Origin of the sequence: Paenibacillus mesophilus (assembly GCF_005938385.1) — a bacterium.
Classification (GTDB): Bacteria; Bacillota; Bacilli; order Paenibacillales; family NBRC-103111; genus Paenibacillus_AB; species Paenibacillus_AB mesophilus.
Genome location: NZ_VCRA01000010.1, coordinates 278,280 through 293,729, shown reverse-complemented (window position 1 = coordinate 293,729; position 15,450 = coordinate 278,280). Strand labels below are relative to the sequence as shown.

Below are 15,450 nucleotides of genomic sequence, written 5' to 3'. Positions count from 1 at the left end.
CCATCTGGCCAAGCTAGCCAGGTAGGGCGATCTTTTCTGTTTCTGGTTAGAGACGTCTCAGAGTTATACATTCTTGATCCAGACTAGCTCGAAAAACTAGGCTTTATAAACAGCCTGAAGCCGGGCATCGCCCGGCTTTTTCTTATCGATAAAGAAAGTTTAACTTCGCTAAAGCGTTAAAGCGAAGTGAGACTTTCTTTACCAAGAGAAACTTCCGCTGTTCGGGGTCCCCGAAAAGTACCCGGCGTAATCTTCGAAGGATAGCGTCACTTTTTGGGGTGAGAGTAGCGGTCGCTCATCCTTGAAGTACGTCGATAGACGTTTTTCTTATCGCAATTGACTGTGCTTCTTGCACCGATTCCCCTACTTCCCCCGGCTGTTCCGCATCGCCGGCAGCAGCTTAACGTCTCCTTTGCCGCTTTCGATGAACTGCTGATAAAGGTCCGACTCCATCGGAACGAGCGCCATTTTCCCTTCCTTATTAAAATGAATGCCCCAACCGAATTTCTTGGGCAGCATCGATGCCCTCAAGCAGGCCATCGGCTTCTGGAAAAATTCATCCCTGATTTGAGTTCCCTTCGCAGCCAGCTCCTCTTGCGGAATTCCCTTGTGCCGGACATGGACTTCATACAGAAGATCTTCCTGGGTGTATTCGTACGGATGTTCGTAAACCAACTGGAATTCGATTCCCGCCTTCGTCTTGCCATCCTTCTTGTCGGGAGGCACCGTTCCCGTGACGGCAGGACAATCCGCCGCGATCGTGATGAACGTATCGTAATAATTCCAATCCATTGCCAGTCCTCCTTGCATGGATGTAAGAAATAGCTATTATTATTATTTGTTGTAACATATCTGGCAACGAACAACAAGAAGCTTGACCGGCCGTTGAATTTGAAAAAGAGCTGCAACAAGCAGCCTGCCGGCAACCTGTTACAGCCCTCCAATTCCGCATTTCACGCTATTTCCCGCTGGCCTCTATATCGTCATGATTGGTTACAAATATACAAGTAGTAGCCAAAATCGGTCGGCGTACCCGGATGCCCAAGCTGTCTGAGCATGGCAGTGACATTCCCCCGATGGTACGTCCCGTGATTGACGAGGTGCTGGATGAAATCCGCGTACCGGGCTTTAAACTCCCCGGACGGGCATATCGCTTCAATATCCTCATACTCCGCAATGTAGTCTCTGAAGCGGTCGCTCAATCGAGTCATCATCCGGTCCAGCTCTTCGATAGGTCGGCCTTTCGTTTCTTCCACCAAACGATTCGTCGTTTCCTTCAGCTCGGCGAAATATTCGGCCGACATATCCGTAGTAATCCCCTCCATAGTAGCATATCGGGGAAGAACCCGAACAGGTTGAATGTTATGGATCGCGTAAAACCGTTTGGCCTGCTGCGCAGTCTAACAAATATTGGAACGCGAGAGCGCCGGAAGGAGGAGAAGCTTTGGATTTGCCCAGGTTGGTGAGACTTGCCCAGAATGGAGACGAGCAGGCGGTCTTCGAATTGCTGCAGCTTCATATGAATAAGCTGTACCGCATTGCATGGATCTATCTGAGAAATGAGCCGGATGCGCTGGAGGCGCTTCAGGAAACAAGCTGCAGAGCTTATGCCAAGCTCGGTACACTCAAGCAACCGGAGTTCTTCTCCACTTGGATCGTCCGCATTATGCTGAACGTTTGCATGGATGAGCTGAAGCGAAAAAAAAGGTTCACCCCGCAGGACGTGCCCGAGATCGCTTATACGGAGGAACACCGCGAACTCAAGTATATTTTGGAGCAAGAGCTGGAGCGTTTGGACCCGCGTTGGAAGCAGGTCGTCATTTTAAAGTATTACGAGGGTCATACTTTGACGGAAATTTCCGATATTATGGACTGTCCGGTCGGGACGGTAAAATCGTGGCTGCATAAAGCGCTGTCGACGCTGCGCAGCACAGTGGGAAAGGAGGGCGGGCTCTGATGGAGGATATGCGGAAGGTGGAGGAGATGCTTTCACCGCCCGGGGATATTCGCGTGCCCGATCAGGCGGTGGACTATATCCGTGCAGGTATAAGCAAAGGGCGAACATTCCGGAGGCGATACAGGCTTATACGAGCGGTCAAACGTTCGGTTTACTATGGAACCGCGGCGGTTCTGGTGCTGCTGATCGGTCTTATCGGGATGATCCGTTTCTCTCCGGTCGTGGCTTCCGGCTTAAGCCACATTCCACTGCTGCAGCAGCTGGTGGAGAAGGTGCGGGCAGACCGCAGCATCCAATTGGCCGCCCGGCACGATTATATCCAGCATGTTGCCGCTTCGGCGGATCGGGACGGCATCACCTTGACGATAGACAGCATGATCGCCGACGAATGGAGAGTCGTGCTGTTCTACACGCTGCGCTACGACGAGAAGAAATACGTCGACGTAAGTCTGGGGGGAATCGAGTTCTACGATGCGCAGGAAGGTAGTTTTGGGTTGGATAACCGATTACCGGTCGTCGGCCGATACGACAAATCGGTATGGCCGACGGGAGCGGATCTGATGCGGAAGGGCAACACGATTCAAGGCAAGAGCGAGTTCCGCTTCAATACCCCGCAGCAGCTCCCGTCCCGTATCAAGCTCAAGGCCGGGATGAGCGCCGAGCCGGTACAGCTCGGCAGAAGCATTCCTTTGATGGGCGAATGGGTCGTCGAGCTGCCGGTGGATCGCGAGAAATTTTACGGCGAGCGGAAGACGCTGCCGATCCGGCAGACGGTCACGGTCGGCGGGCAGCGGATTCATTTCCGCCAGGCGACGTTGTATCCTACCGTCGTTCAGTTGGATTACGAATTCGATGCGCAGAATGAGAAGCAAATATTCGGCATCGACGATTTGCGGCTCGTAGACGACACAGGTCGGGAGTGGGCGCAGCTCGACATGGAGATCGTTTCCCCGGAATTTGCGTCGGATGTTCGGGCGGTTTACTTTGAAAGCATGTACTTCGAAACACCGCGGTCGTTGACCTTGTACGCCTCCCGCGTGCGCGCATTGGAGAAGAACCGGCTTCAAGTAACGGTCGACGTGCAGAAGAAACAGCTGCTTCAGAGCCCGACCGACCGGCTGAAACTGGAGGATATCACCGTCGTAACGAGCCGTTTCTGGCCGGATGCTTACGAACTGGTATTCACGATGGACAAGCCGGATCACCCGAAAACCGACCTGCGACCGATCATCCTGAGGCCGGATACCGATGCCGCAGGCAGACGACTGCTCGGAAGCTCCGGTCAAAGCGGTACGAATGACGGGGGCAGCCGGTATGAATTTAAAACTCCGGATACGAATTTTGTCAGCCCGCTGACGTTCACGATCGTGGACTACAGCTATGACAAGATCATCGCCCCGTTCGAGGTAGTCATCCCGATCGAGGAGGTTGGAGAGCAGTAAGAGTAGTTGTATCAGGCCGGGAAGCCTCCCGGTCTGATTGTCGTCCGGATGCTACGCCGTCCCGTCGACGCTTGGGCAATGCGACAGCACCTCGATTATCCCTACCCTGTTACCCTCGATGTCCGTAAATTCGAAAAAAATGTTATCGCTATTTTCTTGAAGCTTACTTACCTGCACCCCTTTCGCCTGCAGCTTTCTGTATAACTCGCAAGCATCCGAAGCTTGGATTGTGTATACCCTGCTAAATAACCGAGACATTTTGGGTGTTTCTGCGAGAGCTATTCCTCCCCATTGCGGAAAATTGGAAGCCGCATATTTAATCGTATAATCATGTTCGTATGTATCGCTGTTATACCCGGCTCCACCCGTAAACGTCCATCGTCTGAAGGCAAGATCGAAAGTATCGCCGTACCAGTCTATGACTTTGTCGATTTCTCTCACAGCCAGAAACGTCGCACATACGGCGATATTCTCATCTTGGTCGATATGGCCGGGGACTTCACTGCCGACAAGCCCGATTCTATTCCCATCGGGATCAAAAAAATCAAAACAGTGGAAACCGTCCGTAATGGACGATTTGGATACCCTTACCCCTTTTTGGATCAGCTTGGACAGCGATTTGACCATATTACTGGATTCTAAATTAAATGGAATATGCGCATAATCATTAAGCTGAATCGACTCCGTTACTATAATACCGCTATGATTTCCAAAGTTGATTTGGGCTGTCTTCTCTTGGCGCTTTTCGATGTCCACATCGAAGATACGATGAAACCAGGCTATCGAGCGTTCAAGATCCGTAACAGGCAAATAGATGTCTTTCATACGCAGCAGACTCACAGTTTTTCCCCCGATCAACTCCGGTTCTGCACCGCAACAATAGAGTTCATACACTCCAATATTTGCTGTACGCGATGTTCTCCCGCCGTCTCTGCCACAACGCGGAATCCGTCAGACAGATTCGGCCGGCGGACCGTATTATGAGCGTCGGTCGCCAACGTATGCACATGATCGTGCTTAAGGAGCCAACGTCCGAACGCTTCGGCTTCTGTGCCGTTTTTCCCGAGCAGACTATCAGCCGTCACTTGCGTCCAAGCGCCGAGAGCAATCAGGTTTGTTAACAGCTGTGCGTTATCCCTGAAAAAAGGGTGCCGTTCCGGATGCGGAATAATGGGTGTCGTCCCTTGCTCCAAAAACCATTTCACCACTTGCTCCGTATCTTCGCTATACCCGCACCATCGCTGCTCCAGCAGCACGAAGCGACGGGCGGCATCCAAGTAGAAGAAATGATTCCGGTCGGCATGCTCGTAAACATATGCCGCGCTCTCCAGCCTCACTTCGCTGCCCGGGGAGACCGTAACAGCTATCCCTTGCCGGTCCAGCTCCCGCTGCAACCGTGCGATTTTATGCAGTTGAACGGTTCGTTCGGTCATGAAGCTGCTGCAGAAATGGGGTGTGGCGATAATATGCCTTATCCCGTCTTCATAAGCAAGACGCGCCATTTCCACGGATTCCTCAAAAGTCTTGGCCCCATCGTCAATCCCGTCCAATAGGTGACAATGAATATCGATCATTGCATGAACCTCCTTGAGCGCCGCGGACTTGGCCGGGCTTCACCTGGTTGAAATATATCAATTATATATCAAAAAGCGGACCCGCGACGGTCCGCTGACGTTATTTTATCGGTAACACCGGTTCTAAACGATGGATCCCGCGCGGGATTCTAAGTATCGTTCGGATTACGATCTCAGCCAACACCGGAAGCAGCAGCATAGTCCCGTACACACCGATCGTATAGCTGGTCGTATACGCCACGCCAAGGGGCTACGCGGGCTGCCGGGCGGCAACCTGCATAAGCCCCTCTGCTATCCGTATTGCTCCTTATTCGATCGGCGCATACACGGCAATTGCGAGTTTCCCCTCGACTCCGTCGCGCGCAAACGTATATTTCTCCAGTATCATCGCCTCTTTGTTAACCTTCATGCCATGTTCTTCCCGATATTGTTGAATCACTGCATACGGGTCCGGTTCGAATGGATATACCCCGTCGTACTCCGCCAGCAAATACGGGTGGGCCGGTATCGAGAAGCCCATCATGCCTTCGGGAATATGATCCAAGCTGCTCACCTGCAAGCAATAGAAGTAAGTGAACATCACTTCGCAATTGTACCAAGGCGCGTAAAACTCATCCCGGTTCACGGCGTTTGGGATTTCGTCCAGCCTGCGCTTGAACTCCGCTTTATTGCGTCCGATTTTGCCGAAATCTCCATGCTTGAACGATACATTTACCGGAATGCCGATCATGAGCAGCTCGGGCAGCTCCACCCGCTTCACTTCAAGGCTATTCTTTGCGTTTTCCATTTCCCCACCCTCATTTCTTCGGTCTATGTTCTTAACCGGCGGTTCGTTTCATATGCAGCATCACAGCCAAGATCGAATGTTTTACTAGATGCTTCTCGAACTCCGGATTATGTACCGGCGACGCCGTCCGCCGATCCAGCCAAGGCGTTCTCACCGGAACTACAATTCGATCCGCCGTATGCGGCGCCAGTTCCTTCCTCAGCTTCTGTCTCGCCCTGCGGATTCTGCTGTCGATCGTGTTCGTCGATTCTTGTGTCATCGCGCTGATTTCTTTGGCGGTATAGCCCCGCAGGTCGTGAAGGATGACAGCCGCCCGGTGAGGCCGGTCCAACCGTGACAAGGCGTTTCCTAGCAACAGCTTTTGCTCCTTGCGTATGTAATCGTCTTCAAGAAGAAACGGATCGGCGCCAACATCACACCGGTCATGCAGTATAGACGGCTGCCGCCTTTGATAACGGAGCCAATCTATTGCCGTACGCTTCGTCATGGTATACAGCCAAGAATACGCTTTATGACTGTTTTCCAGAGCACTCAGCTTGCGGAATGCTTTGATGAAAACCTTCTGTGCAATATCTTGAGCCGCATACCCATCGCGAACGATCCGGTAAGCGACCGATATCACCACGTTATGGTACAGTCGGAACAAAGCGACGAATGCATCCTCATCGCCGTTCCGGGCACGACAGGCAAACCGCTCGTCCGAATGCATGGCTTTCCCCCTTTCGAAATTACAGACGATGAAATCAGCCCATTCCGTGCAAGCATGCGAATATTATTTTTGGGGCTCGAACACGAAGTACCAGAACAACGCAATTTCGTCACTCTGTGCATGAATCCCTTGATACAGCCGCAAATCAAACCCGCCTAATACAAAACCGCATTTTTCGTAAAATTTGCATGCACGAACGTTATTGTTCTGCGTCTCCAGCATGATTCCGGGCATCCCGCCGGCTTTGGCCCATCGCTTCGCCTGTTCGATCAGCCTTCGGCCTATGCCGTGTTTTCTATAGGACCGATCTACCGCAATATCTTCTATATAGGCGTACTTGTTCCAATTCCGTCTCAATTGGATACGGCCGACCGCTTGATTGCCGACGAAAGCCAAGTATATGATTTGATCCGGGTTATCGATGTAATCCGAATACAAGATATCGTCGTTCTCTTCGGTTTCCTCATCCAAATAGCTTTTCTCGTAGGCGGGAATCTGCTTCACAGTGTAACCGATTCTCCGGTGTATTACAGAGAGGACAAGCATAGAGTCGACGGTGAAACTGCTGTCAAAGCGGATATCGCTTGTCGGGTCTCCGGCCGTTATCTCCCTAATCGTAATCTCCATCCCCGCTCCCCTTCCCTGCCGTCAAACTCAACTTATCATACCGTTTCGCTTCAGGACAAGGAAACATTTGGAACACCCCCTCCCGGACACATTTATTCACATCCCCTTATGAATCGCTTATACTTGAGGTTATGCTAATTTCATATCACACAACATAGAGAAAGAGGACATCATGAACAGGAATACGTCAAAACGCATGTACGTCCCGCTGCTCGTCGTCTTCGCGCTTCTCCTGCTGACGTTCGGATCGGCTGCGCCATTGGTGACCGCCGCAAGCGAACCGCCAAAAGCGGCCAAGAAGCTCGTCATGGGGACTTCGCCCGACTACCCGCCTTACGAAAGCGTAGACGCCAAAAAGAACGGCGAAATTGTCGGAATGGATATCGACATCGCCAAGACGATTACGAAGCAGCTCGGGTATGAGCTGGAGATCGCCAGCATGGACTTTAATGGCCTGATTGCCGCCCTTCAGGCGGGGCGGGTCGATTTCGTCATGTCCGGCATGTCGGTTACCGATGAACGCAAGCAGAGCGTAGCCTTCTCCGACAGCTACTACACCGCCCGCAATACGATCGTATCCCGCAAGGACCACGCATTTGAAACGGCGGACCAGCTATCCGGTAAGCTCGTCGGGGCGCAGCTCGGCTCGATTCAAGATCTGTTCGCGGAGACGATCGCCGGAGCCAAGCTGAAGAAGCTCAATAAAATCGCGGACCTCATTCAAGAGCTGAACTCCGGGCGGATAGACGCCGCCATTGTCGAGGATGCCGTCGCGATCGAAATGGTAGGCGCGAACCCCGGCCTCGTCATGAACTTCCTGCCTGCCGAAGGGAATGATAACGGTTATGCGATCGCTTTCCCGAAGCAGAGCGGACTCGTGGGCGATTTCAACCGCGTGCTCGGACAGATGAAGGCAAACGGACAGCTGCAGCAGATCGTGGATAAATGGTTCGAACGTAAAGAAGCCGCCCCTGCGGAGCAAGCCGACGGTCTGAATATCGATCTTCGCGTGTTGCAAGGGTATGTGCCTTATATTCTCAAGGGCGTCTATGTGACGCTGCTGTTCACCCTCGTCTCCGCCTTGCTGGGACTATGCTGGGGAGTCGTCCTCTCCCTGTTCAAAATATCCGGCATCAAGCCGCTGCAATGGTTCGCCACCGCCTATACTTCGGTATTCCGCGGAACGCCGCTGCTCGTCCAGCTGACCATTATCTATTATGCGACTCCGCAGTTGACCGGCTTCGATATTCCCGCTTTGCTCGCGGCAGGGCTAGCCTTCGGGTTGAATTCGGCAGCTTACTTATCGGAGACGATTCGCGGTGGCATTATGGCGGTGGACAAAGGTCAGCGGGAGGCTGCGATCGCCCTCGGCATTCCGTACCGCAAAATGATGGTGCGCATTATTTTCCCGCAGGCGCTTCGCCATATTTTGCCGGCGCTGGTGAATGAATTTGTCGCGTTGCTGAAGGAGTCCTCGCTCGTGTCCGTCATCGGGGTGACCGAATTGATGCGCCGTGCCGATGTCGTCCGAGCCAGCACCTTCCGCGCCTTCGAAGCGCTGCTGCTCGTAGCCGCGATCTATTACGTGCTCGTACTCGTCCTCACATCTCTTGCTCGCATGCTGGAAGGGAGACTGCGCCGCAGTGATTAAAGTAACGGATTTAACGAAATCGTTTGGCAAACATCAGGTGCTCCAGGGCATCTCGACCGAGGTGGAGAAAGGAGAAGTCGTCGCTCTAATCGGGCCATCCGGCTCCGGCAAATCGACCTTCCTGCGCTGCCTGAACTTGCTGGAGACTCCGACCTCCGGTACGATCGCCATAGACGGAGTGGAGCTGACGAATCCGAAGACGGATATCGCTAGCATTCGTCAGCGGATCGGCATGGTGTTCCAGCACTTTCACCTGTTCCCGCACATGACCGTGCTGGATAATATTACTTTCGCCCCTATCGAGGTCAAAGGGATGTCTGCCGAAGCCGCGCGAACCAAAGCGCATGAGCTGCTCGCACAAGTCGGTCTTGCCGAAAAAGCGGACAGCTATCCTTCGCGGCTGTCGGGCGGACAGAAGCAGCGTGTCGCGATTGCCCGAAGCCTCGCCATGGAGCCCGATATTATGCTCTTCGACGAACCGACCTCGGCGCTCGATCCCGAGATGGTCAAAGAGGTGCTGAATGTCATTCGCAGCCTTGCGAACAGCGGCATGACGATGCTGATCGTCACCCATGAGATGAAATTCGCCAGAGAAGCCGCGAATACGGTTTATTTCCTCGATCACGGGAAGCTCGTCGAACGGGCGACGCCGGAGCAATTTTTCACCCGGCCGCAGAGCGAGCGTGCCGTCCGTTTTCTGGAGCAGGTGTTATAAGAACGCGTACAACCCACCTCTAGGTTAGCAGCCGAAGGTGGGTTTTTGCTATACCGCTATTCACAGCCGTGCGCTTGGACCGATTGGAATCATCAGACGATAAGATACAAGATGGCCTGGCGTATACCGGTTGAGAGCTCGACCCAACGGAGTGAACCCGTACCGTTCCAGCATCCGCAGAAGCCTGAAGCACTCGGTACTATCTTCCGCCGTACTTTCCATGGCCGCAAATAAGGTCGGTTCCGTCATTTCGGTGACCGCTCCGGCTGGAATACGTTCGATAGCGCCCCGATGGAACCGGAAACCGACTTCGCCGACCATCCGGTTCCCTCTTGCTTGCCTGACCCTGACGAAGCATTCCGTCACAGGTCCGACCCCCCATTCGGCTACAGTCGCGGCATCTTGCTCGATACATTTTGCGAATGGATGGATACACCTCTCGACCGTATGCTCAAACCACACGACGACCCCCGGCTCATCCCAGCTAACCAAGTATATAACCGGCCCCGCCGATTGGAGGCCACCTAAATATTGCGAAGCCGAGCGCATGAGTGCAAGGCGGTTTTCCAAATCCCGCTGCCACCCTGCAAGCAATCCCGCTTGTTCTTGCTTGTCCGCGCTCATAAACCGGCGAATCTCTTGCAAGCTTACTCCCGTTCGACGGAGGGAATGAATCATTAGCGCCTGGGCAATTTGATCATCCGTGTAGACGCGGTATCCATTGTCCATTCGGCCGCCAGGGGGAAGCAAATTTTTGCGATCGTAGAAACGCAATGTAGTTGGCGGCAGCCCGGTACGGATAGAGAATTCCTGGACAGTCATGCCCACAGGCAGGCCCCCCTGCTTTTCTTCAAAATATCCATACATTGATGCGATTACCGTCCGGATCGAACACATAATACGAAGCCCAGCTTGACGGATCGCCGTTTATCTCCGAAGTTGTTGCGCCCAGTTCGATAAATCGGCTGTGTGAACGAATGAAATTGTCCGCCCCTCGCACGAGGAAGTACAAGCGCGCCGCCGGATTCGTCTCCCGGTAAGGCTCATCTTCGGGGATTTGCTCCAACCATGCCAAGTCGATACAGCCCTCGTAGGAATGATGAGCTTGAAGCAGAGCGAACTGTTCTCCGACAGCGAATGCCGAACGCTCCATGCCCATATGATCCCGGTACCATCGTACAGCACGATCTATGTTTCGTACGCCAAGGCGGATCGGTGTCGAATCGAACGAAATAATCCGCGAATCCGGGAATTTGCCGTTCCATTCCGGGTGGACGATCAAGGTTAATCTCAAACCGCCGCCTGCTTGGATATCGAATGTCTCGCGGCCGTCCGGAAGCGTCGTTCGTTCTCCGTAACGAATACCATGTTTCTCGAAGTATTCGAGATTTTTATCCAGATCCGCAATTCGGAAGCACACTCGGCAATGTCCGTCATAACGGCTCTGGTGCTCCTCATTCGCCCAAGTCGTAAAGTTGGCATGTCCGCCGCCCGGCATGACGAAAGCCGCCCTTTTCGAACGATCATTCAAATTTTCGTGCAGAAAAGTCCAGCCCATGTGCCGATCGAACCATTGTATCGCTTCTTCATATTCGTCCCATTGCAGCATCATGTCGCCGCCGTCAAACTCGAATTTTACCGACTCCACCTGCACCATCCCCCATCATTCGTTGTAAGCCCAGTATAAGGGTTACACTTGGTGCAAGGTCAATCCGGAATTCCGGATGAACTTCAACGACCAAAAAAGCCCAGCGAGTCCCCTTGCTGCGGCTAAATTTTGCACGCTCTAATTCAATTCTCATTGATATAGTCGACCCAGACATGACCTTCCGGAAATTGCTTGTTTAACGAAGCTTTAAGCCATTCCTTCGCCTGCGGTGTTAGTAACGGATAAACCGTGAGAAAGTCTTGATGATCTTTTTCTCTGATTTCCGAACTGCCGCCCTTGTACAGAAGCTGAATCTCTGGTTTTAAATACGGGATACCTTCTTTGGTCCGTGCTATTACATCCGTTCGCGGTCTGCGGATAGATTTTTCCCTGCCGTAAACCCAGGAATCTTGATTCACATCTACCAGCATGATTTGGAAAGCCCATGGAGAGCTATTGTCTTTAGTGACCCATATATCCTTAGTAACGGTGAGAAACTCCCCTTCTTCCCAACGAGCTAGCTTTCCTTTTTCGGCTTTGTATAGCTGCCATTCCTTCGATATATATTGGAGTGCGGTTAATTGTTCATCGCGCAATAGGGTTACGTCTATATCCTCGTGTTTCCTCGACTGCTTGCCGCAATACAAGTCCAATGCCCAGCCTCCGGCGATATACCATGTTACCGGGATTTCTGCGAAAATCGCGACTATTTCAGGCACGGATAAAGGCGTCCAGTTATAGATGTCCGTCCTCAACGTCTTCCCCCTTATCATTTCAGCCTGTTTGTTTCCAGAATCGGAACCAAAATGTCGGCACTATATTTGCTCTCTTCTTCCCCGAATCGAAAACTTTCAAGAGCAAACAAATTCGGATTGCTCTCCATTCCGTTCTCGCTTAAATAGGTATGTATAAGTCTGTAAGGGTCTTCGTCCTTGGATCTTGCTTTTGCATATCGGCTGCTTGGCACCGTAAACCCGATCATGCCGCTTGGAATCGTATCCAGTACAGAAACTTCCATGCAATACAAATATGTGAACACAACTTCGTTAGCGAAATGAAGACATACATACTCATCCGCCTTCACCACGTGTTGAATCTCGTTTCGGCTTTCCTCGAAAAATCGTTTGGCCTCGCCAATACCCGCTACGTTTTGAAAGGAACAGGTTATGGGTACTCCGACAAATTTTCTCTCTTCCAGCCTCACTAACTGAACCGGAGCATTGCTCGTCTTCCTATTCTCCATATTCCGATCATCCTCCTTATATCCTTTAATTACTTGTAAAGCTTTGGGGATGACGCTGGGCTTATACCCATCGAAATTTCGATCATGCTTCGTATTTGGATTCAAGTAAAAACCTCCTTGCCCTGAAGTCCCTATGTCATAAATTTACCATACTCTTTCTGAAGCGGTGTGTCATTTTTTATCATTATAAGCTCTGATCGATCAATGCACGCGCTTGTTTTACCCTATCTATTGTTTTCTCTTCTACTGCCCAAAACCGATTCCCATACGGATCGCAAAACATCATTATAGGTTCACCTCCACCTCCATAGGGAATAATCTCACCGACGGCTACACCGCTTTTAATTAACTCTGAACGTAATTCCTCGATATTATCTGTAGAAAATTGCATGCTGTAATGCGGACAAAACTCTTCTTAAGCATGGGCGACGACGTGGCATTTTTACAATGTTGATTCCGCGTGGTTGTTGCAACTGTTTTCAACCAATTCTTGTTTGCAAGCTGTTGAATGAAAAGCCCAAAATGGGCCGCAACAGGTCACCTACTCACCACCTGTCACAGCCCTCCGACCCGCGTCCGACGCGGCCTTTCAGCTCTTACTCTTCTCCAGTCGCAATCGGATTCCCCTCAAAACTAATCCAATCGCTCCAACCATACAGCTTGACGTTTGGGATGCCCGCTTCCACCAACGCGAGGAGATGTGGGAGAGGATTGCTCTACATTTTTTTGAGCATCAGCATGCGTACAATAGACGAGGCAGCCTCCGCGCGTGTCGATAGCGCTTGCGGCGCGAATTTTTCGATCGGCTTGCCTCCGACGATGATGATACCGGTTTCTTCGGCCGTGTTGGCCGCGGCTCTCGCCCAGTTCGGAATTTCGCCGTCGTCCGCGTAACCGGTCTGTTTCGCCTCGTTCGTCCCCATACCGTATGCCCGCATGACCATCGTAATCATTTCCGCGCGGGTAATATTCGCGTTCGGTCGGAAAGTGCCGTCGTCGTAACCGCTGATAATGCCTAGGTCTACCGCTTGTGCTACCTGCTGAACCGCCCACGTTCCGATGCTGTTCTTATCCGTAAAGTGAAGATCGCCGCCATCCGATTCCGGCTTCAATCCGTTCATAAGCATAACCGTAAATTCGGCGCGTGTTATCGTACCGTCCGGTTTGAACGATTGGTCCGGATATCCATTGACGATGCCTTGCGCCCTCGCCAGCGATAGCTCCGCATTCGCTTGGTGACCGTCAATATCCGTCAAACCGGACACGACGGTTACGACGCATGCATTCGTATACCCGCCATCCTGCGTAGTTACGGTAATGGTCGCCTTACCTGGCGATTTGGCCGTAATGTTTCCGGTTCTGTCGACGTCGGCCACTTGCGGATTGTCGCTGCTCCAGGTAACGTTCTGATTCGTCGCGTCGACGGGAGCGACGATCGCCGTAAGCTTCCGGCTTGTTCCCGTGACTAACGTCACGTCCTCATCGCTGATATAAACAAAACTTACAGCGATTTTATCCGGGCCGCCACCTGTGTTGCCGCTGATTTGTTTGGCGCCGTTTTCCTGCTCCAGCTGCAATTTCTTCGCAAGGTTCAATGCCGTTTCGCGCTGTAAGATGAGTTGCTGCAGTTTCCCTAGGTCGAGCTCGGACTGTTCGTCCGGATGAACCCGGACAATCGTGGGATCGATAATACGGATATCTGCTCCGAGATTGGGCTGGACCAGCTCCATATCGGAAAATCCGCTCACCGTTACGACACAAACGGCGGTAAATTGCCCGTTATCCGTCTTCACGGTTATTCGCGCGGTGCCGGGCGATTTGCCGGCTACGCGGCCGTTGTTGTCAACATCGGCTACTTCTTTGTTGTCGCTGCTCCACGTCACTTTCTGATTGGCCGCGTTGGTTGGCGAAATCTTCGCTGTGAGTGTCCCGGTCGCGCCAACTCGCAAGGACATGGCGGTTGTGTTCATCTTTACGCCAGATACGGCTATCTGAATAAGGTCGCTGACGTTGTTCGCGTAAGATTTCAGGAAATTATAATCGGCTCCAATGGTCGAAATCGGTGCGGTGAGATCGACTCCGAGCAAAGCGGACGGTTTGAGCGGCACCGTCGTAATCGCGATGACATTTAAGGTTCCAGGCCGAAGGTATTCCGGCAAGTCATTGTTCTCGATAATCGGCGCAACGGAATAATGGTATATCGTGCTTTTATTAGGATTCGTTTGCGTATCGAGGTAACGAAGAGGGCCGATTCGCTCCATCGTATCTTTTATCGTAAAGACTTTGGTTCCGTCCGGACCGGAACGGGTGATTTGGTAGTAGGACTCCATGTTCGAACGATCGTTCCAGGTCAACGTGACGGAACCATCCTTGTTCGGTACGGCAACCAAATCGGTCGGGTCGCCCGGCTGCAAAACTTTATAAGGCCCGATTATTTTCTCGGAGTAGGTCTTCGACCCGATCAACGGCGAGAAGTAGGCGCTGGCGCGAATTTTGACCGATACCAGTCCCGGATCGATCGGCAGTACAAAATACTTGTACCATAATGCACCCGTTGTGACGGTAATCGGCAGGTCGATCCAGGTTGCGCCGTTATCGGCGCTGTACTCATATTTGACATACTCGACCGAAGTTGTGAACGCTTTGTCTGATTCAATGACAGGGTAGTATTCTTTGCCCGCGATTAAAGTGGAACCGGCATCCAAAATGTAGAAGCGTGTAATCTGGGCGGCAAAAGCGTTTTGCGCCGGCCAAATGGCCATCAATAGCAACATCATGGCGAGAAACAATCCGGTTTTTTTGGCTGTCACCATAACGGCACCCTCCTCTCGGATTTCAAATAAACTATCGTGACCAAAGCCTCCCATTAATGCTCGAAAGATGGACCAACCCGTAGATAAAACATCGGTCGGATTCGCCTGGTGCAATCTGGATCATCTGGGGATTTCTCATACATTAACCTTAAATTATTTCACCATTCAGTCAATAGCCGAGTGGATCTATAGCCGAAAGACCCGATTTTGTCGTCATTTGGTGATTTATGTAAATCCCCGGCAATCCGCTTGGCAAAAAAACACTCTATGTCCGGCATCTGCGG

Annotated in this window: 16 protein-coding genes and 1 pseudogene; 4 read left to right on the top strand and 13 right to left on the bottom strand. The window is 52.0% G+C overall.

All coding sequences use genetic code 11. From position 1 onward, the window contains the following. Positions 1 to 363 precede the first annotated feature (363 nt). Both FE783_RS19875 and FE783_RS19870 read right to left on the bottom strand, forming a co-directional pair. Positions 364 to 792 (bottom strand): DUF6157 family protein, encoded by a 429-nt coding sequence (locus FE783_RS19875; RefSeq protein ID WP_138881121.1) that lies wholly within the window; start codon positions 790 to 792, stop codon positions 364 to 366. 191 nt (positions 793 to 983) lie between these two features. Next, entirely contained in the window at positions 984 to 1,304 is a 321-nt protein-coding gene (locus FE783_RS19870) for a DinB family protein (protein ID WP_238403164.1), read from the bottom strand. Between the two features lie 140 nt (positions 1,305 to 1,444). Between FE783_RS19870 and FE783_RS19865 the strand changes: the two genes are divergently transcribed. Together FE783_RS19865 and FE783_RS19860 are read left to right on the top strand one after the other, a co-directional pair. Beyond that, complete coding sequence (locus FE783_RS19865; RefSeq protein WP_138881119.1) at positions 1,445 to 1,957, top strand: sigma-70 family RNA polymerase sigma factor; 513 nt, start codon at positions 1,445 to 1,447, stop codon at positions 1,955 to 1,957. Continuing rightward, positions 1,957 to 3,399, top strand: coding sequence for a DUF4179 domain-containing protein (locus FE783_RS19860; RefSeq protein ID WP_138881118.1), 1,443 nt, complete (start codon positions 1,957 to 1,959; stop codon positions 3,397 to 3,399). The genes FE783_RS19865 and FE783_RS19860 overlap by 1 nt, the downstream gene beginning before the upstream one ends. 51 nt (positions 3,400 to 3,450) lie before the next feature. Here the strand turns inward: FE783_RS19860 and FE783_RS19855 are convergent, their stop codons facing one another. The 5 genes from FE783_RS19855 to FE783_RS19835 all read right to left on the bottom strand — a co-directional run bounded on the left by FE783_RS19855 (position 3,451) and on the right by FE783_RS19835 (position 7,096). Continuing rightward, a complete protein-coding gene (locus FE783_RS19855) occupies positions 3,451 to 4,239 on the bottom strand; it encodes a VOC family protein (protein WP_138881117.1) in 789 nt (262 codons plus the stop codon). 14 nt (positions 4,240 to 4,253) lie between these two features. Next, entirely contained in the window at positions 4,254 to 4,973 is a 720-nt protein-coding gene (locus tag FE783_RS19850) for a tyrosine-protein phosphatase (RefSeq protein WP_138881116.1), read from the bottom strand. 307 nt (positions 4,974 to 5,280) lie between these two features. After that, the gene (locus FE783_RS19845) at positions 5,281 to 5,760 is read right to left on the bottom strand and encodes a GyrI-like domain-containing protein (protein ID WP_138881115.1); all 480 of its coding nucleotides are present in this window, start codon (positions 5,758 to 5,760) and stop codon (positions 5,281 to 5,283) included. Positions 5,761 to 5,791: 31 nt separating this feature from the next. Then, positions 5,792 to 6,469 (bottom strand): RNA polymerase sigma factor, encoded by a 678-nt coding sequence (locus FE783_RS19840; RefSeq protein WP_138881114.1) that lies wholly within the window; start codon positions 6,467 to 6,469, stop codon positions 5,792 to 5,794. A gap of 63 nt (positions 6,470 to 6,532) precedes the next feature. Further along, positions 6,533 to 7,096: a GNAT family N-acetyltransferase gene (locus FE783_RS19835; protein WP_138881113.1), complete on the bottom strand. Its 564-nt coding sequence runs from the start codon at positions 7,094 to 7,096 to the stop codon at positions 6,533 to 6,535. Positions 7,097 to 7,268: 172 nt separating this feature from the next. Here FE783_RS19835 and FE783_RS19830 point away from each other — a divergent pair, with 172 nt between their 5' ends. Together FE783_RS19830 and FE783_RS19825 are read left to right on the top strand one after the other, a co-directional pair. After that, entirely contained in the window at positions 7,269 to 8,747 is a 1,479-nt protein-coding gene (locus FE783_RS19830; protein WP_238403163.1) for an ABC transporter substrate-binding protein/permease, read from the top strand. Continuing rightward, entirely contained in the window at positions 8,740 to 9,462 is a 723-nt protein-coding gene (locus tag FE783_RS19825) for an amino acid ABC transporter ATP-binding protein (RefSeq protein ID WP_138881112.1), read from the top strand. Before FE783_RS19830 ends, FE783_RS19825 begins: the two co-directional genes overlap by 8 nt. A 60-nt stretch (positions 9,463 to 9,522) precedes the next feature. Here the strand turns inward: FE783_RS19825 and FE783_RS19820 are convergent, their stop codons facing one another. From FE783_RS19820 to FE783_RS19795, 6 genes and pseudogenes are all read right to left on the bottom strand, one after another. Continuing rightward, on the bottom strand, positions 9,523 to 10,284 hold the full coding sequence (locus FE783_RS19820; protein WP_238403168.1) for a MerR family transcriptional regulator: 762 nt from the start codon (positions 10,282 to 10,284) through the stop codon (positions 9,523 to 9,525). A 28-nt stretch (positions 10,285 to 10,312) separates the two neighbouring features. Then, positions 10,313 to 11,110, bottom strand: a complete 798-nt coding sequence (locus FE783_RS19815; RefSeq protein WP_158301919.1) for a VOC family protein — start codon at positions 11,108 to 11,110, stop codon at positions 10,313 to 10,315. A gap of 143 nt (positions 11,111 to 11,253) precedes the next feature. Further along, a complete protein-coding gene (locus tag FE783_RS19810) occupies positions 11,254 to 11,865 on the bottom strand; it encodes a nucleotidyltransferase domain-containing protein (protein WP_138881109.1) in 612 nt (203 codons plus the stop codon). A gap of 14 nt (positions 11,866 to 11,879) precedes the next feature. Then, positions 11,880 to 12,353, bottom strand: a complete 474-nt coding sequence (locus tag FE783_RS19805; RefSeq protein WP_138881108.1) for a GyrI-like domain-containing protein — start codon at positions 12,351 to 12,353, stop codon at positions 11,880 to 11,882. 596 nt (positions 12,354 to 12,949) lie between these two features. Beyond that, a pseudogene (locus FE783_RS38355) lies at positions 12,950 to 13,057 on the bottom strand (sulfurtransferase); the annotation flags it as partial. Between the two features lie 12 nt (positions 13,058 to 13,069). Beyond that, on the bottom strand, positions 13,070 to 15,166 hold the full coding sequence (locus FE783_RS19795; protein ID WP_158301918.1) for an Ig-like domain-containing protein: 2,097 nt from the start codon (positions 15,164 to 15,166) through the stop codon (positions 13,070 to 13,072). Positions 15,167 to 15,450: the final 284 nt, after the last annotated feature.

Coding starts and splice junctions, on each gene's coding strand:
- FE783_RS19870 (WP_238403164.1), bottom strand. CDS start 1,304: ATGTCGGCCGAATATTTCGCCGAGCTGAAGGAAACGACGAATCGTTTG.
- FE783_RS19850 (WP_138881116.1), bottom strand. CDS start 4,973: ATGATCGATATTCATTGTCACCTATTGGACGGGATTGACGATGGGGCC.
- FE783_RS19835 (WP_138881113.1), bottom strand. CDS start 7,096: ATGGAGATTACGATTAGGGAGATAACGGCCGGAGACCCGACAAGCGAT.
- FE783_RS19795 (WP_158301918.1), bottom strand. CDS start 15,166: ATGGTGACAGCCAAAAAAACCGGATTGTTTCTCGCCATGATGTTGCTA.
- FE783_RS19840 (WP_138881114.1), bottom strand. CDS start 6,469: ATGCATTCGGACGAGCGGTTTGCCTGTCGTGCCCGGAACGGCGATGAG.
- FE783_RS19875 (WP_138881121.1), bottom strand. CDS start 792: ATGGATTGGAATTATTACGATACGTTCATCACGATCGCGGCGGATTGT.
- FE783_RS19805 (WP_138881108.1), bottom strand. CDS start 12,353: ATGGAGAATAGGAAGACGAGCAATGCTCCGGTTCAGTTAGTGAGGCTG.
- FE783_RS19820 (WP_238403168.1), bottom strand. CDS start 10,284: ATGACTGTCCAGGAATTCTCTATCCGTACCGGGCTGCCGCCAACTACA.
- FE783_RS19830 (WP_238403163.1), top strand. CDS start 7,269: ATGAACAGGAATACGTCAAAACGCATGTACGTCCCGCTGCTCGTCGTC.
- FE783_RS19845 (WP_138881115.1), bottom strand. CDS start 5,760: ATGGAAAACGCAAAGAATAGCCTTGAAGTGAAGCGGGTGGAGCTGCCC.
- FE783_RS19860 (WP_138881118.1), top strand. CDS start 1,957: ATGGAGGATATGCGGAAGGTGGAGGAGATGCTTTCACCGCCCGGGGAT.